The 18,560-nt window shown below is 69.7% G+C and carries 19 protein-coding genes and 1 pseudogene; 11 read left to right on the top strand and 9 right to left on the bottom strand.

The features are described from left to right. Window positions 1-54 precede the first annotated feature (54 nt). A pseudogene (locus FGD71_RS10850) lies at window positions 55-556 on the bottom strand (NUDIX hydrolase). A gap of 219 nt (window positions 557-775) precedes the next feature. Between FGD71_RS10850 and FGD71_RS48705 the strand changes: the two are divergent. The 3 genes from FGD71_RS48705 (at window position 776) to FGD71_RS10835 (ending at window position 2,565) form a co-directional block, all read left to right on the top strand. Then, the gene (locus FGD71_RS48705) at window positions 776-1,354 is read left to right on the top strand and encodes a helix-turn-helix domain-containing protein (protein WP_240436511.1); all 579 of its coding nucleotides are present in this window, start codon (window positions 776-778) and stop codon (window positions 1,352-1,354) included. A gap of 140 nt (window positions 1,355-1,494) precedes the next feature. After that, window positions 1,495-2,088, top strand: a complete 594-nt coding sequence (locus FGD71_RS10840) for a hypothetical protein (protein WP_119100194.1) — start codon at window positions 1,495-1,497, stop codon at window positions 2,086-2,088. A 150-nt stretch (window positions 2,089-2,238) separates the two neighbouring features. Then, window positions 2,239-2,565: a DUF2516 family protein gene (locus FGD71_RS10835; protein WP_420878265.1), complete on the top strand. Its 327-nt coding sequence runs from the start codon at window positions 2,239-2,241 to the stop codon at window positions 2,563-2,565. 114 nt (window positions 2,566-2,679) lie between these two features. Here the strand turns inward: FGD71_RS10835 and FGD71_RS10830 are convergent, their stop codons facing one another. The 3 genes from FGD71_RS10830 to FGD71_RS10820 form a co-directional block, all read right to left on the bottom strand. Further along, complete coding sequence (locus FGD71_RS10830; RefSeq protein ID WP_119100193.1) at window positions 2,680-3,981, bottom strand: PP2C family protein-serine/threonine phosphatase; 1,302 nt, start codon at window positions 3,979-3,981, stop codon at window positions 2,680-2,682. Between the two features lie 363 nt (window positions 3,982-4,344). Continuing rightward, window positions 4,345-5,430 carry a C40 family peptidase gene (locus FGD71_RS10825; RefSeq protein WP_119100192.1) on the bottom strand — a complete coding sequence of 362 codons (1,086 nt, stop codon included), beginning with the start codon at window positions 5,428-5,430 and terminating at the stop codon, window positions 4,345-4,347. A 295-nt stretch (window positions 5,431-5,725) separates the two neighbouring features. Then, window positions 5,726-6,586: a class I SAM-dependent methyltransferase gene (locus FGD71_RS10820; RefSeq protein ID WP_119100191.1), complete on the bottom strand. Its 861-nt coding sequence runs from the start codon at window positions 6,584-6,586 to the stop codon at window positions 5,726-5,728. Window positions 6,587-6,811: 225 nt separating this feature from the next. Between FGD71_RS10820 and mshA the strand changes: the two genes are divergently transcribed. The 3 genes from mshA (at window position 6,812) to FGD71_RS10805 (ending at window position 10,619) form a co-directional block, all read left to right on the top strand. Continuing rightward, a complete protein-coding gene (gene mshA, locus FGD71_RS10815) occupies window positions 6,812-8,149 on the top strand; it encodes a D-inositol-3-phosphate glycosyltransferase (protein WP_119100190.1) in 1,338 nt (445 codons plus the stop codon). A 124-nt stretch (window positions 8,150-8,273) separates the two neighbouring features. Next, window positions 8,274-8,765, top strand: coding sequence for a type III secretion system chaperone family protein (locus tag FGD71_RS10810; RefSeq protein ID WP_119100189.1), 492 nt, complete (start codon window positions 8,274-8,276; stop codon window positions 8,763-8,765). 138 nt (window positions 8,766-8,903) lie between these two features. After that, window positions 8,904-10,619, top strand: a complete 1,716-nt coding sequence (locus FGD71_RS10805; RefSeq protein WP_119100188.1) for a glycosyl hydrolase family 28-related protein — start codon at window positions 8,904-8,906, stop codon at window positions 10,617-10,619. A gap of 20 nt (window positions 10,620-10,639) precedes the next feature. Here FGD71_RS10805 and FGD71_RS10800 read toward each other — a convergent pair whose 3' ends face one another. Further along, window positions 10,640-11,467 carry a helix-turn-helix transcriptional regulator gene (locus FGD71_RS10800; RefSeq protein WP_119100187.1) on the bottom strand — a complete coding sequence of 276 codons (828 nt, stop codon included), beginning with the start codon at window positions 11,465-11,467 and terminating at the stop codon, window positions 10,640-10,642. Between the two features lie 49 nt (window positions 11,468-11,516). Between FGD71_RS10800 and FGD71_RS10795 the strand changes: the two genes are divergently transcribed. Then, window positions 11,517-11,993, top strand: a complete 477-nt coding sequence (locus FGD71_RS10795) for a DUF2000 family protein (RefSeq protein ID WP_420878263.1) — start codon at window positions 11,517-11,519, stop codon at window positions 11,991-11,993. A 23-nt stretch (window positions 11,994-12,016) separates the two neighbouring features. Here the strand turns inward: FGD71_RS10795 and FGD71_RS10790 are convergent, their stop codons facing one another. Then, a complete protein-coding gene (locus tag FGD71_RS10790) occupies window positions 12,017-12,958 on the bottom strand; it encodes a Vgb family protein (RefSeq protein ID WP_119100185.1) in 942 nt (313 codons plus the stop codon). Window positions 12,959-13,349: 391 nt separating this feature from the next. Here FGD71_RS10790 and FGD71_RS10780 point away from each other — a divergent pair, with 391 nt between their 5' ends. Then, the gene (locus FGD71_RS10780; RefSeq protein WP_119100184.1) at window positions 13,350-13,799 is read left to right on the top strand and encodes a spore-associated protein; all 450 of its coding nucleotides are present in this window, start codon (window positions 13,350-13,352) and stop codon (window positions 13,797-13,799) included. A gap of 107 nt (window positions 13,800-13,906) precedes the next feature. Here FGD71_RS10780 and FGD71_RS10775 read toward each other — a convergent pair whose 3' ends face one another. After that, on the bottom strand, window positions 13,907-15,223 hold the full coding sequence (locus tag FGD71_RS10775; RefSeq protein WP_119100183.1) for an MDR family MFS transporter: 1,317 nt from the start codon (window positions 15,221-15,223) through the stop codon (window positions 13,907-13,909). A 238-nt stretch (window positions 15,224-15,461) separates the two neighbouring features. On the opposite strand from FGD71_RS10775, the gene FGD71_RS10770 reads away from it, so the two are divergent. Together FGD71_RS10770 and FGD71_RS10765 are read left to right on the top strand one after the other, a co-directional pair. Continuing rightward, window positions 15,462-16,223 carry a phosphoglyceromutase gene (locus tag FGD71_RS10770; protein ID WP_119100182.1) on the top strand — a complete coding sequence of 254 codons (762 nt, stop codon included), beginning with the start codon at window positions 15,462-15,464 and terminating at the stop codon, window positions 16,221-16,223. Window positions 16,224-16,401: 178 nt separating this feature from the next. Next, window positions 16,402-16,932 carry an META domain-containing protein gene (locus FGD71_RS10765; protein ID WP_240436514.1) on the top strand — a complete coding sequence of 177 codons (531 nt, stop codon included), beginning with the start codon at window positions 16,402-16,404 and terminating at the stop codon, window positions 16,930-16,932. A 165-nt stretch (window positions 16,933-17,097) separates the two neighbouring features. Here the strand turns inward: FGD71_RS10765 and FGD71_RS49635 are convergent, their stop codons facing one another. Continuing rightward, window positions 17,098-17,229 (bottom strand): hypothetical protein, encoded by a 132-nt coding sequence (locus FGD71_RS49635; protein ID WP_276147132.1) that lies wholly within the window; start codon window positions 17,227-17,229, stop codon window positions 17,098-17,100. On the opposite strand from FGD71_RS49635, the gene FGD71_RS10760 reads away from it, so the two are divergent. Beyond that, entirely contained in the window at window positions 17,222-17,527 is a 306-nt protein-coding gene (locus FGD71_RS10760; RefSeq protein WP_240436510.1) for a hypothetical protein, read from the top strand. The two genes, FGD71_RS49635 and FGD71_RS10760, sit on opposite strands and share 8 nt — an antisense overlap. A 165-nt stretch (window positions 17,528-17,692) precedes the next feature. Here the strand turns inward: FGD71_RS10760 and FGD71_RS10755 are convergent, their stop codons facing one another. Next, window positions 17,693-18,454: an ATP-binding cassette domain-containing protein gene (locus FGD71_RS10755; protein ID WP_162931090.1), complete on the bottom strand. Its 762-nt coding sequence runs from the start codon at window positions 18,452-18,454 to the stop codon at window positions 17,693-17,695. Between the last annotated feature and the right edge of the window lie 106 nt (window positions 18,455-18,560).

Raw genomic sequence — 18,560 nt, 5'->3', positions numbered from 1 at the left:
CTCACAAGGCGCGTTGGCCGCAAGCAGGCATCCCAGCCCGAGAGGCGGGAGAGGTCAGGACTGCGCGCTCCGGAACGCGAGATACCGGCTGAAGGCTTCGTGGCTGTCGGTGGTGAAGCGCCACTCCAGCAAAGCCGAGCCGAGTTCCGGCTCGGTCAGCCAGCCATGCCAGGCGACCTCATCGGGATCGGGGACCACGGCGTCCGGCACCACGGCTTCGTGCACGCCGAGCCAGTGAGGGCTCAAACCGCTGCGGTTGATGAACGTGAACAGCAGGCGCGGCAGCGCACGAATGCCCATCTCTTCGGCCAGTTCCCGCGCGGCGGCCTGTTCATAGGACTCGCCGACATTTGCGGCGCCACCGACCTCGACCTCATAGAGCCCGGGGGAAGCGCGACACCTGCTCCGACCGCCGGTGGACGAGGATCCGGCCACGATCATCACGACACACCGTCACGGCGACCCGATGCAGCCAACCCTCCCGGATGGCCTCCCGACGGCTGACCACCCCCAGCACGTGATCTTGACCGTCGACACGCTCCACCAATTCATCCACGACGCACACCCTGGCAGAGCCCACCGACAACGCCGCTTCTCGGCGACCCGCGGAGGCTGGCCCCCAAGCGCCTGCACCAGGAGGCCGCACGCGGATGACGACAGTTGCCCTGCAAATACGACACCTATCGTGCTCAGCCTCAGTGGCGATCGCGTGGCATGGCACACTTTTGCAAGCAGGTGCTTGCAATAGTTAGCGGCGGTGGTGCAGGGTGGAGCCATGGCATCGCTCAACGTCGGCAATCTCGGTGACTATCTGCGGGAACAGAGGCGCAACGCGCAGCTGAGCCTGCGGCAGCTCGCTGACGCCGCCGGGGTGTCCAATCCGTATCTGAGCCAGATCGAGCGCGGACTGCGCAAGCCGAGCGCGGAGGTGTTGCAGCAGGTCGCCAAGGCGCTGCGGATCTCCGCCGAGACGCTGTACGTGCGGGCCGGGATCCTCGATGACGAGCGTGACCGGGTCGAGGTGGAGACGCGCGCCGTCATACTCGCCGACCCCACGCTCAATGAGCGGCAGAAGCAGGTGCTGCTCCAGATCTACGAGTCCTTCCGCAAGGAGAACGGGTTCGAGATCAAGTCGGTCGAGGATGTTCAGGGCATATCGGATGTTCAGGACGCCACTGTTGACCAGGCCAGTACAGCCGACGGCAATGAGGCCGATCTCCAGAACGACCAGCACGTCAAGAGCGACCAGCGCGTCAAGAAAGACCAGCGCGTCAAGAAGGACCAGCGCGTCAAGAAAGATCAGCAGGACAAGATCGACCGCGACGACGCGCGCGGTCAGCAGCCCGCGAGCTGATCCGGCCGCCCGCCGGAGCCCGGTCACGGTCGACCGGGCCGGACAGGGCGCCGACGGCCGCGGAGCACCGACCGCACAGCACCCGAACCACCCGCAAGAAAAACCCTCACGCTCACAGCGATTCCGGGAGGACCCTCGCCATGGCCATCACTGAAGACCTGCGTAAGACCCTCAGCGACCCGACCCCGCTCTACTTCGCCGCCGGCACCGCCGACCTGGCCCTCCAGCAGGCCAAGAAGGTGCCCGGCATGGTCGAGCAGCTCCGCGCCGAGGCCCCGGCCCGCATCGACGCCGTACGCAACATCGACCCGAACGCCGTCCAGGAGAAGGCCGCCAGCCGCGCCAAGGAGGCGCAGGTGACCCTCCAGACCAAGGTCACGGAGTTCATCGGCACGCTCGACACCGACCTGAAGAAGATCGGTGAGACCGCTCAGGACTTCGCCCTGCGCGGTGTCGGCGTGGCCGCCGAGTACGCCGTGAAGGCGCGCGAGACGTACGAGAAGGTCGCCGAGCACGGTGAGCAGACCGTGAAGACCTGGCGCGGCGAGGCCGCCGAGGAGATCGAGGAACTGGCCGTGGCCGTCGAGCCGAAGACGGAACCGTCCTCGGTCAAGAACGACAAGCCCGTCGCGGTCAAGACCGAGCCCGCCCCGGCGAAGAAGGCCGCTCCGGCCAAGAAGGCCTCGGCCGCCCGCAAGACCACCGCCAAGAAGACGACGCCGCCCAGCAAGTAAGGCGTCGGTCCGGCAGGTAAAGACACATATGACGGCTCGCCGTCACGCGAACGGGCTGGGGACTCCGGGCACTATCGGAGTCCCCAGCCCGTTCTGCGGGTACGGTGACGGCGTAGAGATGACTCGACACGGGTGGTGGGCACAGTGCTGATGACGGCATTCGGCGGCTTCATGTCGCTGCTCTTCCTCGCCATGCTGGTGCTCGCGGTGGCGGCGCTGGTGCTGGCGGCGGTGGCCCGCGACGACGCGTATCGGGCCGCGGACAAGCAGAGCAAGATGTTCTGGATGATCATCCTCGGTGTCACGGTGGCCGTGAACCTGCTGGTGCCGATCCTGTTCCTGCAGATCGCCGGGCTCATCGCCACGATCGTCTTCTTCGTGGACGTTCGGCCCGCGCTCAAGCAGGTCTCGGGCGGAGGCCGGCGCGGCGGAAGCAGCAGCGACGGTCCGTACGGGCCCTACAACGGCGGCCGGTGACCTCCAGGCTCGATCAGGCCCGGATTTCACCCCCGAATCAGCCCGGACTTCGGGCCCGCGTTCCAGGCCCGCGTTCCAGGCCCACATTCAGCCCGCGTTCCAGGCCCGACCGAGTCAGCCGACGCGGTCCAGCAGCAGTACCGCCAGGTCGTCCGTCAGCTCTCCGCCGTTGAGGTCCCGGACCTCGTTCACGGTCGCCCGGAGCAGCTCCTCGCCGTGCAGGCCCTGCGCCAGCTGGCGGCGGACCAGGTCCACCATCCCGTCCTGGCCCAGCCGTTCCCTGCCGTCGCCGATCCGGCCCTCGATCAGGCCGTCCGTGTAGAGCATCAGACTCCACGCGCCGCCCAGCTCCACCTGCTGGCGCGGCCAGCGGGCGTGGGGCAGCAGACCGAGCGCGGGGCCGCCGTTCTCGTACGGCAGCAGCTCGGCGACGCGGCCCGCGCGCGCTATCAGCGGGGACGGGTGCCCCGCCAGGCACAGACCGGCCCGGCGGCCGTCCGGCGCGATGTCCACGGTGCACAGCGTCGCGAAGATCTCGTCGCTCTCGCGCTCGTGCTCCAGGACCTGCTGGAGCGTCGAGAGCAGTTCGTCGCCGCACAGGCCGGCCAGTGTCAGCGCGCGCCAGGCGATGCGCAGCTCCACGCCGAGCGCCGCCTCGTCGGGGCCGTGCCCGCAGACGTCGCCGATCATGGCGTGCACCGTGCCGTCGGGGGTGCGCACGGTGTCGTAGAAGTCGCCGCCGAGCAGCGCCCGCGAGCGGCCGGGCCGATAGCGCGCGGCGAACCGCAGGGAGGAGCCCTCCAGGAGGGGCGTGGGCAGCAGGCCGCGCTCCAGGCGGGCGTTCTCCTGAGCCCGCAGCCTGGACTCCGTGAGCCGTCGCTCGGCCGTGTCGGAACGTTTCCGCTCCACTGCGTACCGGATCGCCCGGCTCAGCAGCCGGCCGTCCAGCTCGTCACGGAACAGATAGTCCTGGGCGCCGACGCGTACCGCCTCCGCGCCGCGCTCGGCGTCCCCGGAGGCGGTGAGGGCGAGGACGGCGTGCCGGGGCGCGAGCCGCAGCACGTGCTTGAGCGTGACGAGTTCGTCGTCCCCCTCGACCGCCTGGCCCGGCGCGTGCAGCGCGAGGTCGAGCAGGATGCAGTGGACGTCGTCGGTGAGCAGCCGCTCGGCCTCGGTGAGGTTGCGGGCGGTACGGACCCGGATCGGCTTGCCGGCCGAGTCGAGCAGTTGAGGAACGCTCAGCGACCCCGCCGGGTCGTCCTCGATCAGGAGCAACGTCAACGGGGCGGTGGTGCCGACGGCGGCGCCGCCGGTGCCGGGCGCGGTGCCGGCTGAACCGCCTGGTGTGGATGCGGCGCGAGCCTGACCACCTGCCACGGCAGGGATGGCTCTCTGCCGCGGTACGGGTACGGGCATCGTCTTCGTTCCTTCCCTCCCCCCGAGGGCACGGTGGGGCAAGAGGTCTCGACCCACCGACGGGGACCATAGCGTCAGCTGCCGCCGCAAAGGAATGCCATAAGGCGCTCCGGCCGGAAAACGGCCGCCGTCATATGCCGCATCCCGCAACGCATTTGGACAGGGTGCGGCTCTACCCCTGATGACGAACATCACGTTTCCGGGGTTGAGAGGGTGTGAGGAACGTGCTGAGGGTCACGTGGGGCGCGTCACCCAGCGAGGCTTCGGCGGGGCTCTCTTGGGGTGATTGTCCGCTGGTGCGCGCGTTTGTCACCCTTCGGTCCCGTCCTCAACTGCCGGACGGGCTGCGGGGTGTGGCGGCCCTCACGCGTCGGGACGTACGACCCCCAGGATCGGCATCGTGCCCGCACCCGCGATCGTCACCGTCCGTCCCGGTCGCGGGGCGTGGATGATCGCGCCGTCGCCGATGTACATCGCCACATGGCTGGCGTCGGAGTTGTAGATGATGAGGTCGCCCGGGCGCATGTCCTCGATGTCGATGCGGTCGAGCTGCTTCCACTGCTCCTGCGAGGTGCGCGGGATGCCCTGGCCGGCCGCCGCCCACGCCTGCGAGGTCAGACCGGAGCAGTCGTACGTCTTCGGGCCCTCGGCGCCCCATTCGTACGGCTTGCCCAGCTGTGCCGTCGCGTACTCCACGGCCCTCTTGCCCTGGTCCGTCGCCGCGCCCTTGATGTCGTCGAGGACGCCGGAGCTCAGCCAGTCCGTCTGCGCCTTGTCCGCGGCCTCCCGCTCCAGCTTCGCCAGCCGCTCCTTCTCGTCCTTCTCCAGCCGCGACTCGAGCTCCTCGGCGGCGGCGATCTGCTTCTTGACCTTCTTCTTGGCCTCCGCCTTGGCCTTGCGGTGGGCCTCCAGCTTCCTCCACTGGGCGGCCGCGTCCTTCGCGTACTGCTTCAAGTCCTCCTGCGTGCGCGCCATCTCGGCGAGCATCCCCTTGGTGGCCTGCTCGCCCTGGCGCACCCGGCCCGCGCCGTCCAGGAACTGCTGCGGGTCGTCGCTGAGCATCAGCCGCGCCTCGGGCGGCAGCCCGCCCCCGCGGTACTGCGCGCGGGCCGCGGCGCCCGCCCGGTCCTTCAGCTTGTCCAGCCTCGCCTGGCCTTTGACGATCGTGCGGGCCAGCGCGACGATCTGCGCGGACTGCTTCTCGGTCCTCTCCTCCGCCGCGTTGTACGCGTCCGTGGCCACCGCCGCGTCGTGGTAGAGCTTCTCCAGCTTCTTGCGGATGGCCTCAAGGTCCTTGAGGCTCGCAGACGTTGAGGAGGGAGGGGGCGTCGGCGTCGGTGTGGGGCTCGGTGACGGATCCGCGTATGCCACCCCCGGCGCGGACAGAATGGCCGCCGCGCAGGCCAGGGCCATGGTCACCGTGGTCAGGCTCCGCTTGCCCGATCCCATACTCCGCCCCCAAGCTGATTTACCGTCAGTAACTTACGGATGCCTCGGGGGATGGTGCCATGTCGTCGCGCAATGCGACAGATGCAGTGCGACAGAGGCGAGCAAGAACTCCCACGCGCCCCTCTCGATCCCCTCCCGGCCAATTTTTCCCACACGGCGATGATCTCCCCGCCAGTGTGACGAACGACTCATCGAGATCGTTCCCGCCGGGATGAAGTCGAGGTGAAGTCGGGGTGCGGTCTGCGTGTGGCCGGGGTGTGGCCGGGGTGCCGAACGGCCGGTTCGGCGCGCGCGGTCATGCCCGTGGCGCCAACGCCTCCCACCGCACGGTCACTTCACCCTGCCGCCAGCGCGTCACGCCGTCCGTCACCGGCCAGTCGGCCTTCAGGTCGCGGACGGACCGGATCCAGCGCTGCCGGGCGCCGTACGAGGCGTACGGCGCCGCGGCCGCCCAGGCGCGGTCGAAGTCGCGCAGGAAGGCATGCACCGGTTCGCCGGGGACGTTGCGGTGGATCAGCGCCTTGGGGAGGCGTTCGGCGAGGTCGGAGGGGCGGTCCAGGGAGCCCAGGCGGGTGGCGAACGTGACCGTGCGCGGCCCTTCCGGACCGAGCGCGACCCAGACGTGCCGACGGCCGATCTCGTCGCACGTGCCCTCGACGAGGAGCCCGCCGCGCGAGTCGCCGCTCGTCGGCGCGAGGCGGGCGCACAGCCGTGCCCAGGCCTCGGTGACCTCCGCCTCCTCGTACTGGCGCAGCACGTTCGCCGCGCGGATCAGCAACGGCCTCTCCGGCAGCGGGATCTCGAAGCCACCGTGCCGGAAGGCGAGCCCTTCACGCTCGTACGGCCGCGCGGCCGCGACCCGGGCCGGTTCGATCTCCACGCCGACCACGCGCGCGCGTGGAGCGACGGTACGCAGCCGCTGGAGGAGCTCCAGCGCGGTCCAGGGGGCGGCCCCGTACCCGAGGTCGACCGCCACGGCGTCGCCGGTCCGGCGCAGTTCCCGGCGCAGTTCGGCGCCGTGGACCGCCGCGATCCAGCGGTCCATGCGCCGCAGCCGGTTGGGGTTGGTGGTCCCGCGCGTCACCGTTCCCACGATGGGGGTCCCCCCGCTCGAGCGAAGCCGAGAGTGGGGGAGGGTCGCTGCACGGGCTGTCATGCGTATGAGGGTATGTGCCGGTTGTGCGGGACTGTGCGGCCGGTCGTACAGGACCGTGCGGCCGGTTCGAGTCCTGGCTCCTACGCACCATGATCTCGAACGGTTGAGCGATCATGGGCAAATATTCGGCAAAGAGGAAATGGAACAGGGGGCTCCGGCGTTCCCGCCTTCGGAGGGCGCTCCGGTCCCTCCGGTCGGCATGCCCGCAGCAAGGAGGATCGCCAGGTGAGCCAATACGTGAGCAGGCTCGGGCGTCGCTCCCCGGCGGCCCCCTCACGGCTCAGGCTGCATCGCAGGCCACGCCGCATCGCGATGCTCTCGGTGCACACCTCTCCGCTCCACCAGCCCGGCATGGGCGACGCCGGCGGCATGAACGTCTACATCGTGGAACTGGCCCAGCGCCTCGCCGCGATCAACATCGAGGTCGAGATCTTCACGCGCGCGACCACCGGGGCCCTGCCCCCCACCGTGGAGCTCGCGCCGGGCGTCCTCGTACGCCACGTCGACGCCGGCCCGTACGAAGGCCTCGCCAAGGAAGACCTGCCCGCCCAGCTGTGCGCCTTCACGCACGGCGTGATGCAGGCCTGGGCCGGCCACCGCCCCGGCTACTACGACCTGGTGCACTCGCACTACTGGCTCTCCGGCCACGTCGGCTGGCTCGCCGCCGAACGCTGGGGTGCTCCTCTGGTGCACGCCATGCACACCATGGCGAAGGTCAAGAACGCCGCCCTGGCCGAGGGCGACACCCCCGAGCCCGCAGCCCGCGTCATCGGCGAGACCCAGGTCGTCCGCGCCGCCGACCGGCTCATAGCCAACACCTCCGAAGAGGCCGACGAACTCGTACGCCACTACGAGGCGGATCCCGGCAAGGTCGCCGTCGTCCACCCGGGCGTGAACCTCGACCGCTTCCGCCAGGCCGACGGCCGCGCCGCCGCCCGCGCCCGCCTCGGCCTCCCGCAGGACGCACTGATCCCGCTCTTCGCGGGCCGCATCCAGCCCCTGAAGGCCCCCGACGTGCTGCTCCGCGCGATCGCCGTCCTCCTGGAGGAGCGTCCCGACCTCCGCTCGAACATCGTGGTCCCCGTAGTGGGCGGCCCGAGCGGAAGCGGTCTCGCCAAGCCCGAGGGGCTGCAGAAACTCGCCGCGCGCCTGGGCATCGCCGACGTCGTGTGTTTCCGTCCGCCCGTCGACCAGGAGCAGCTCGCGGACTGGTTCCGGGCCGCGTCCGTCCTCGTCATGCCCTCCTACAGCGAGTCCTTCGGACTCGTCGCCATAGAGGCGCAGGCGGCCGGTACTCCGGTGCTCGCTGCCGCGGTGGGCGGTCTCCCCGTCGCCGTACGCGACAAGGAGACCGGCTTCCTGGTCTCCGGCCACGATCCCGTCGACTACGCGCGCGTGCTTCGCGATTTCGCCGACAACCCGGCTCTGCCCGGCCGGATGGGCGCGGCAGCCGCCTGGCACGCCAAGTCCTTCGGCTGGGACACGGCGGCCTCGGCCACGGCGGACGTCTACACGGCTGCGATGCACGACCACCGCCGCCGCTTCCGCGCCCACCACGGCTGAGAGCCTGCCCGCACTTGGGCTCCCGGCTCGGTCTTCCGTCTTGGTCTCCCGTCTTGGTCTTCCGGCTCGGGCTTCCGGCTCGGGCTTGCGGATCGAGCACCCGCCCCTGTCGTACGCTCCCTTCATGGCTGACGCAGGGGCGATCATCGAGCAGTTCCTCAACGACGCCGAGCTGGAGTGGGAGAGCCCGTCCCCCGGCTCGTACGTCGTGAAGCTGCCCGGCACCCGCAAGCTGTCCACGACGCTCTCGCTGATCGTCGGCAAGCACTCGCTCTCCCTGAACGCCTTCGTGATCCGCCGCCCGGACGAGAACGCCGAGGGCGTCCACCGCTGGCTTCTCGAGCGCAACCTCAAGCTGTACGGGGTGAGTTACGCCATCGACTCCCTGGGGGACGTCTACGTGGCGGGCAAACTGCCGCTGGCCGCCGTCACCGATGAGGAGCTGGACCGGCTCCTCGGTTCGGTCCTGGAAGCCGCCGACGGCAGCTTCAACACCCTTCTCGAGCTCGGTTTCGCGTCCGCGATCCGCAAGGAGTACGCCTGGCGGGTGTCGCGCGGCGAGTCCACGCGCAACCTGGACGCGTTCACGCATCTGACCCAGCGTCCCGCCGACTAGCGGGTTCCGGAGCCTGAAACAGGCCAGTATCTCCGCCCGAATTCAGCCCTGTGTGACCTCTTCCCTACTCAGTGCTGCGATGGCATGCTCACCGCCGACGTAATTCTGAACGTAGTTCACATCCATGAGAGGTGAGTCATGGGTAACGAGCACGTGGGAATCAGCAGACGGGGCCTGATCGCCGGCGCCACAGCCGTGACGGCCGGCGCCGTGACCGGCGGAACGGCGAGGGCCTCCACACCGGGCACCGCAACCAGAAAGGACATGCACGCGGCCGAAATCCCGGCCATCTGGCGGGAGTTCGTGAAGTCCCCCTTCACCCACCCGCAGATCCCGTACGTCGGCAGGGCCGGTCAGCGCGCCGGGGCGGCGCACTTCCCCCGTCGCCCCGTCGTGGCCGACGTCCGCTCGTTCGGTGCCAGGCCGGACGGCTCGACCGACGCCGCGCCCGCGATCAACCGGGCCATCGCCGCCGCGGGGAGGAAGGGCGGCGGCACGGTTCTCATCCCGCCCGGCGTCTATCGCGTGGACGGCCTGATCCGCATCGGCCACTCGAACGTCGTCCTGCGAGGGGCCGGCAGCGCCCGTACCACGCTGTACGCGACCAGGAACCTCAGCGAGCTGATCGGCCCCTACGGATCGCGGTACGGCGGTGACAAGTCGTCGTGGTCGTGGGCGGGCGGCCTCATCTGGCTCTGTTCCACGGCCCGTTGGGACTCACTCGTCACCGCCGTCAAGGCGAAGGACTGGCCCTTCGAGGGCTGGACGGGGAACAAGCGGGACGAGTGGACGACGCTGACGAGGGTTGCCCCGGCGCCCCGCGGCTCCTGGACGGTGACCGTCGCCGACGCGACGCGCTTGAAGGCGGGCCGGCTCGTTCTCCTCCGCCTCGCCGACGACACCGGTCACACCCTCCTCCAGCACATGGCGGGCGGCGGCCCGGGCCCGGAGGCGTACCCCTGGGACGACAAGACGAAGCTGACCAGTTACGTCCCCTACGAGTGGCCCGTGCGCATCGTGCGCGTCCAAGGCGACAAGGTCACCCTGGAGCGCCCGCTTCCGCTCGACGTACGTCCCGAGTGGGACCCACGTCTCACCACCACCGTCGAGGCGCTCACCGGCGCGGGCGTCGAAGGCCTCACCGTGGACTGCGTCGAGACCACGCAGTCCCCGCACCTCCTCGACCGGGGCCACAACGGCGTCACGTTCCAGTGCGCGTACGACTGCTGGGCCGACGACGTCGTCGTACGCCATGTGGACAACGGATTCGGCCTGGTGGCAGCATCCGCCTGCACCCTGCGCAACACCCGTGTCGCGGGCCGCGGTTCACACCACCCGTACTTCTGCCGCGAGGGTTCGCACGACAACCTGGTCGAGGACTTCACGATCGAAGAGCGCGCCGCTCCCGCGCCCTCCGGCACCCAACTCCACGGCATCAACGTGGAAGGCCTCTCCTCCCACAACGTCTGGTCGCGCGGCGACATGCGGATGGGCACCTTCGACTCCCACCGCGGCATGCCCTTCGCGAACGTCCGCACGGACATCACGGTCAACAACAATGGCCGCCACGGAGGGGACGCGAGCGCCGGGCCGTTGTTCGGGGCACGCTTCACCCACTGGAACATCCGCGTCTCGAACCACCGGGCGGGCCTGATGAAAATCGACGGCCTCGCCCCCCGCAGTGCCACCGTCGGCCTCAACCACTGCACCGAGTTCGACCAGATCGACGTACCCGACTTCTCCGGCGACCTGAACACGCGCCTGGAGTTGTACGGAACCAGGGGAGTCGTATGGCCGCGGAATCTGTACGAGGCTCAGCGGGAGCTGTCGCGGGAGCGGCTGGGCGAGCTGTAGCGGGACCTGTCGGGAGAGCTTCAGCGGGAACTCGCGCGCGGGCCGGCGCAGTAGCGGCCCGGGGCCACGCCCACCAGCCGCTTGAAGTGGCGCGTCAGATGGGACTGGTCGTAGAAACCGGCCGCGGTTGCCACCTCGACCGGAGGGAGGCCGTCGAGGAGGAGGCGGCGGGCGTGGTCGACGCGGCGGGACATCAGGTACTGGTGCGGGGCGATGCCGAAGGCGGCGCTGAACGCCCGTACCAGGTGGGCCGGGTGGGCGTGCACGAGACGGGCGGCCTCGTCCAGGGCGATACCCGGAACGAGGCGGGCGTCGAGGAGTTCGCGGAGGGCGTGGGCGACGCCGGGGCCGGGCCTCGGCGACAGCCGGTCGTCGGTCGGCCGGGGACGCAGGTGTCCGCGCAGCCGTTCGCCGATGAGCGTGAGCCGGCTCGCGGCCTCCAGTTCGTCGCCGGGGTGCTTCAGGGCCGTGTGCAACTGCCCGACCCGCCTGCGCAGTACGGGGTCGGCGAGGTCCGGGCCGTCCACCGCGGGGCCTATGAAGCTGTCGTCGAGCTGGGTCGCGTCCAGGTAGACCACGCGCTTGCGGAAGCCGTGCGGGGTCGCCGGGGCGCCGTTGTGCGGGACGTGCGGCGGGAGCAGCGTGACCGTGTCGTGCGGGGTGCCGTGCTGGTGCCGGTCGAGGTCGTAGCGTACGGCGCCGTCGTCGACGATCAGCAGGGTCCACGCGTCGTGTACGTGCATGGGGTAGGCGTACTCGGTGAAGTGGGCGTGGAACACCTCCACGACACCTGGGACGCGCGGGCGCCAGGCCGAGACCTCACGCCGAGCCTGCTGCCGGGACACCATGCAAAAAACGTACAAGACGCCGTGGGCGGGCGGTCGGCAGTCTCAGGGCATGAGCACGAGCATGAGCGCGAGCACGAGCACCGAGACCTCTCAGGCCACCCCGGTCACCGGCCCCGTCCGCTTCGACACCAAGATCGCCGTACTCCTGCGGGACGACCTGGAGCCCTGGCAGCGGCTGAATGTGACCGCCTTCCTGGTCAGCGGGCTCGGAACGGAGCTGCCCGAGGTGATCGGAGAGCCGTACGAGGACGCCGACGGCACCCCGTATCTCCCGATGTTCCGCCAGCCCGTCCTGATCTTCGAGGGCTCCAAGGAGCAGCTGACCACGGCCCACGCGCGCGCCCTGACGCGTGTGCTTCCGCGGTCGGTCTTCACCTCCGACCTGTTCTCCACGGGCAACGACCGCGACAACCGGGCGGCCGTACGGGCCGTGCCCACGGGGGAGTTGGACCTCGTGGGGATCGCGGTGTACGGGCCGCGGAACGCCGTGGACAAGGTGGTGAAGGGAGCGCGGATGCACCCCTGAGGAGGCGGCACGGCATCAGCCTTCTAGGGGAGTTCCAGTCGGGCGATCTCCCCGATTTCCAGGGCGACGTAGAGGGCGCGGTCGGGGCCCACGGTGAGGCCGTGCGGTTCTGAGTCCGGTGTGGGCAGGTCGTACTCCTCGATGTCTCCGTCGGGGGTGATGGACCCGACCTTGCCCGCGCCCCATTCGGTGAACCAGCACAGACCGGTGACCGGATCGGCGGTGATGGCGTGGGGGCGGCAGGACCGGTCCGGGAGGGGGAACTCGGTCACCCGGCCGTCCATACCGATGCGGCCGATCTGTCCGGCGCCGATCTCCACGAACCACAACGCACCGTCCGGGCCGGGCGTGATGCCGACCGGCGCCGCCCGCTCGGTGGGAAGGGGGTGGATCGTGATCTGGCCCTGGTGGTCGATGCGGCCGATCGCGTCGGCCTGGTTGAGCGTGAACCACAGCGCGTCGTCGGGACCGCCCGCGATGGCGGACGGAAACGAACCGCTGACGGGCAGGGGGAACTCGGTGATCCGGCCGGCCGTGTCGATGCGGCCTATCCGGTCGGTGTGCATCTGCGTGAACCACAGGGCACCGTCGGCTGCGGCGGTGATACCGAACGGGCCGCATCCGGGCGTCGGAACCGCGAAGGACGACACCTGGCCGGTCACGGTGATGCGACCTATGTGGTGGTCGTGGCTGCGGGTGAACCACAGTGCACCGTCGGGGCCCGGTGTGATGACCGATGGCCTGCACGACGCGGGGTCGAGCCGGTGGCGGTCGATCCGGCCGTCGAGCCTGCCGTCGGGCCCGCCGCCGGGCGGGAGGCGGGCGATTTCACCGGCGTGGACCAGGGTGAACCACAGGGCGCCGTCGGGGCCCGCGGTGATGGCGTACGGGCCTGCTGTGGCGTCGGAGACGGGTAAGCGGTCGATCGAGGGGGTGTGACGGGACAGAATCGGCACCTTCTTCATCTACCGGGAACGACAAGGACAGATCCGCTGGCGGTAGTCCCTGTGACGCCGTGGACGTCGCTTCGTGGCTGCCGTACGGGCGCGTGATGATCTCCATGCCGTGCCCTGCGGGATCCATGAAAGTGGAATGCCTCCGAAGGCTTCTCCCGGACACCTCCATGCCTCACCCAGCCGGTGACCGACACGCGATGCCGTGCCGTGATCATACGAACGGCGCCATTTTCTTGTCGAGGGAATTCCTTCCAAGTCGTCGGCGTGCCACCGCAGTTGACTGCCCACAGCGTGGTGCCCGGGTCTCACATTTTTCTTGCGAACGGGGCGCAACCATTTGGATGCCCCGCGGGTCACACCAGACAGGAGCAAACGTCTCCAAAGTCCACAAGGGGGAAATATGCGATTCAATCGTTCTGTCCTGGCCGCCACCGCATTAGCGGCCCTGTCGGTGGGGGCCACGACCGCCTTGGCGGCGCCTGCCTCCGCCGCGGCCGACACCACGCCGCAGAAGGTCTGCGGAAGCGGCTACAAGACCGTGAACTCGGCGCCCGTCGGCTCGCGGGGCACCGTCTACCTGACGTACAACTCCTCGAACGGCAAGAACTGCGTCGCGACCATCCGCAACAACCCGGGCACCGCCGTGGACATGGCCGCATGGATCTACGTCCCCGACACCGACGAGTGGGACGAGGACTACGGGCAGTACAGGTCGTACGCGGGGCCGACCTACGTCTACGGCAAGGGCCACTGCGTCGACTGGGGCGGCAACATCGACAACGTGTACGTGCAGGTGTCCGGCTCCAACTGCGGCGCCCTGAAGGAGCACCGGGTCACCTTCACCCGTTGATCCGCCGCTCCTGTCCGGCCATCACGTTCCCGTAGTGGTCCGGCTCGTCCTGGCAGAACTCGCGGAGTTCTGCCAGGACGAGTGCGCGTGCGGGCCCTCCGACCGGCTCACGACGCGCCGGCCGACTGCTTCGCGGCCGACTCCGGCGCGGCGGTCGCCTCGGCGCTCGGCTTGGCGGTCGCCTCGGTGGCCTGCTCAGCGGTCGCGTCGGCGGTCGGCTCCTGCGCCGGAAGCCTCCGCATCAGCGCCCCGTACCCCAGCGCGGCCCCCGTGCCGACGACTGCGCACAGCCCCCACAGCCACTCGGCCCCGTACCGGTCGATGACGAAGCCCGCCATCAGCGGGGCGACCAGGCCGGCCACCGCCCAGGACAGCATGTACATGCCTTGGTAGCGGCCCCGGCCGTGGAGCGGGGAGAGACGAACGACCAGGCCCGTCTGTGTGGGCGCGTTGATCACCTCGCCCAGCGTCCACACGCACACCGTCAGCGCGAAGACGCCGACCGAGCCCGCGAAGGCGGTGAGCCCGAAGCCGTACCCCGCCAGGAGGGACGAGACCACGAGCAGCCGCCTCGGATCCTGGTGTTCGATGAAGCGGGTGACGGGGATCTGGAGGGCGACGATCAGTACGCCGTTCACGGCGATCGCCATCCCGTAGTCGGCCGGCGTGAAGCCGGCCTCGCCCATCGCCACCGGCAGCCCCACCATGCCCTGCTGGAAGATCAGCGCGACGAGGAAGGACAGGCCGACCACGCTCATGAAACGGCCGTCGCGCAGGACGGTGCCGAGGCCCACCTCCGGCGCCGCGGTCTTCTCCGTCTCCGTACGCACGGGCCGGGACTCCGGCAGCTTGGCGAAGACGACGAGCGCGCAGACGAGCGTCATCCCGGCCTCGATCAGGAACCCGGCGAGATAGCTGAACTCGGCGATGAAGCCGGCGGCCATCGAGGAGAGGGCGAATCCGAGGTTGATCGCCCAGTAGTTGAGCGAGAAGGCGCGGACACGGTCCTCGGGCCGGACGATGTCGGCCATCATCGCCTGCACGGCGGGCCGGGAGGCGTTGCTCGCCATCCCCACCAGGAAGGCCACGCCCGCGATCGCGAGCGGGTGGTGCATGAAGCCGAGTAACGCGACGGAGACGGCCGTCGACAACTGTGCGACGAGCAGGGTCGGCCGCCTGCCGATGCGGTCCGTCATCACGCCGGCGCCGAGCGAGGAGATGACGCCGCCGAGCCCGTGCAGCGCGGCGACGAGACCGGCGTACGAGGCGGAGTAGCCGCGGTCGAGCGTCAGGTAGAGGGCCATGAAGGTGGCGACGAAGGCCCCGAGCCGGTTGACGAGCGTGCTGACCCACAGCCACCAGAACGCGCGGGGGAGTCCGGATACGGATGTGTGGACTGCGCGTTTCAGGGCGGCGCGTGACATCAGGAATCCCCCACGGACGTACGACGGAAGGCAGCGACTCAGAGGCAGGCGGCTCAGAAGTAAGCGGCTCAAGCCGTGAGCACAACTTACGGGCAGGCGATCCGAGGGACCACTGAATTAGCAAATGCCGTCAACCGTCCGGCCGCTGGGCGATGACCTGCCCGCCTGTCCCTCCGCCCGTTGTCCGCCTTCCGGGCAGGCGTACAAGCGATCTGTGGGTTCGATTACGCTCAGGCCCATGGCCGACGCACCGTACAAGCTGATCCTCCTCCGCCACGGCGAGAGCGAATGGAACGCGAAGAACCTGTTCACCGGCTGGGTGGACGTGAACCTCAACGAGAAGGGCGAGAAGGAGGCAGTCCGCGGCGGTGAGCTGCTCAAGGACGCCGGCCTGCTGCCCGACGTCGTGCACACCTCGCTCCAGAAGCGCGCGATCCGCACCGCGCAGCTGGCGCTGGAGGCCGCCGACCGTCTCTGGATCCCCGTCCACCGCTCGTGGCGCCTGAACGAGCGCCACTACGGCGCCCTTCAGGGCAAGGACAAGGCCCAGACCCTCGCCGAGTTCGGCGAGGAGCAGTTCATGCTGTGGCGCCGCTCGTACGACACGCCTCCGCCGCCGCTGGACCAGGACGCGGAGTACTCCCAGTTCGACGACCCGCGCTACGCCACGCTCCCGCCCGAGCTGCGTCCGCGGACCGAGTGCCTCAAGGACGTCGTCGTCCGCATGCTCCCGTACTGGTTCGACGGCATCGTCCCGGACCTGCTGACGGGCCGCACGGTCCTGGTCGCGGCCCACGGCAACTCGCTGCGCGCCCTCGTCAAGCACCTCGACGGCATCTCCGACGCGGACATCGCGGGCCTGAACATCCCGACGGGCATCCCGCTGTCGTACGAACTCGACGCCGACTTCAAGCCGGTCAAGCCGGGCGGCACCTACCTCGACCCCGAGGCGGCCGCGGCGGCGATCGAGGCGGTCAAGAACCAGGGCAAGAAGAAGTAGGTTCTGTGATCATGCCCCCGAACTGCGCTTAAGGCGCGGATCGGGGGCATTTTCGGTCCCGGCTACTCGGCATGAGGTGCGCGTACACCTTCAGCGTCAGGCCCGGATCGGAGTGCCCGAGGTACTCGCCGACGGCAACAGCACCGAACCCACCGCCCGCCTCGTGCGTCGAAGAGTCATGAAGCGGACAACAAGAGCGAAATACGCCGCCGCGGCTCTGGCCGGCACTGTGGTGCTGGCCGCCTGCGGCACGGAGTCCGATAGCGGGAGCGGCTCGGTCGGAGACGGGAGCGCCACGGACATCGCCGACATCCGCTGGGTGCCGCAGAAGGTGACCGTGGACGGCAAGGACTATGTCCTCCCCAAGGGTGACCAGTTCCGGGTCGACGAGGCCCACGTGGTGTTCAAGCCCGGCGCCGCCGAGCCGGGCGTCGGCGGAGGGGACTCCGGCGGCACCGTGGGCTGCAACAGCTTCGGCGCCGACGTCGAGATCAACGGCGACATCGTGCAGGTCTCCGACCTCGCTTCGACGATGATGGGCTGCCCTGGTCCGGTCCAGGAGTTCGAGGAGCGGTTCATCAGCGTCTTCACGGGCACGCTCAAGGCCGTGGTCGAGGAGCGCGACGGCACCAAGACCCTCAGGCTGACCAGCAGTAAGGGCGACAGCATCACCCTCGGCGAGGGGAGCGAGGAGACGGCCCGCCCCTGACAGGTAAGCGGACCCCGCCCGCGGCGCGCACTGGCGGCGCACATGTCCCTGCCCGAGGCCGTCAGTTCGAAGGGGCGCACGGTCGGCGTGGGCGAGCCGGCCAGGGCCCCGCTGCTCGGGAGGACGGGGCCCCGGCCGGACGGTGCGCTGACTGGTGCGTGAGGATCAGCCCCGGCTGAGGCGGACCGCCACTGTCTCGCTGACGGTCACCGCCTGTGCGTAGTCCGGGTCTGTCGCCGTAGCCCGCGCCTCGACCTCGACGTCACCCTTCTGGAAGGGGACGGAGCCGGTGGGCACCGCCTTCGCGGTCCATTTCGAGCAGCACTGTGAAGGAGGCACCCCCGCCGCTCGCGGTGAGGTCCACATCGACAACCCGGCCCCACCGGTCGAGCTCGACCTCGGACTCGCCGTCGCGCTGAATGGCACCGCGAGCACCCTGAACGGCAAGGCCACCCTGCACGGGACGGTGCGCTGCAACAAGCCGGTGCAAGTGGCCGTGTCGGGGGACGTCACACAGGTGAAGAAGCAGAACCTCATCCGGGGCTCGTACTCCACGTCGGTGTCCTCTGTCCCGGGCGCACCAGTGGCAGTATGAAGTGCCCCGTTGCCGACGTGATCTTTTCCGTCGGCGGGGTGAGTTTGCCGACCAGTGGGACCTGCGACAACCGCGTTTCAGGAGTCATGAGTTGCGGTTTCGGCCAACGACGCCGATCTCTTCGAGCGGGAGACAGTCGGCGGCGATAGGGCATGTCGGCCGGAGTCAGGCGTTCGTCGTGGCGCCGACCATGGCGGAGAAGATCCGGTCCTGCGAGGTGGTCGGCACATGGAAGAAGCCGTTGTTGCGGCCGAGCCGCAGCACCGCCGCCTCGTCCGCGACGGCCTTGACGTCTCCCAGGTTGTGACTGATGAGGATCACCCCGATGCCCTGCTCCCGGAGCTCGTCGACGAGGTCGAGGACGTGGCTGGCCTGGGGGACGCCGAGCGCCGCCGTGGGCTCGTCCAGAAGGATGGCCTTCGGGCGGCCGAGCAGCGCGCGGGAGATCGCGACGGTCTGCCGCTGGCCCGCGGACAGTGTGGCGACCGGAGTACGCAGATCGGGGACGCGGATGCCGAGTGCGTCGAGCTGCCCGCGTGCCTCCCTGCGCATGCCGCCGGTGTCCATCAACCGGAACAGGCGGCCCCGGACACCCGGGCACCGCCGCTCCCGTCCCAGGAAGAGGTTCTCGGCGACATCGAGGTCGTCGCACAACGCGAGGTTCTGGTACACGGTCGCGATGCCCAGGCGCCGCGCGATCCGGGGGGTCCTGATCTGGACGGCACGGCCCTGCCACTCGATGACGCCCTTGTCGGCGGGGGTGACACCCGAGATGACCTTGACCAGGGTGGACTTGCCGGCGCCGTTGTCACCCAGAAGGGCGACGACCTCACCCTCGTGAATCTCCAGGTCGACGTCCTTGAGGGCCTGGACGGCGCCGAACCGTTTGGAGACTCCGCGCAGCGCGAGCAGGGGCGGCCCAGTCACGCGAACCTCACCTTCTCCGCGCGACCGTGGTGACGCCGCGTGGCCTCGGTGCAGCCCCGACCTCGGGTGAGTCCGGCCACCCCTCGACAGAGCCAGGGCTCTCCCT

Origin of the sequence: Streptomyces sporangiiformans (assembly GCF_005768555.2) — a bacterium.
Lineage (GTDB): Bacteria > Actinomycetota > Actinomycetes > Streptomycetales > Streptomycetaceae > Streptomyces > Streptomyces sporangiiformans.
Note: the sequence above shows the minus strand (reverse complement) of the source record. Positions and strands in the feature narration are given on the sequence as shown.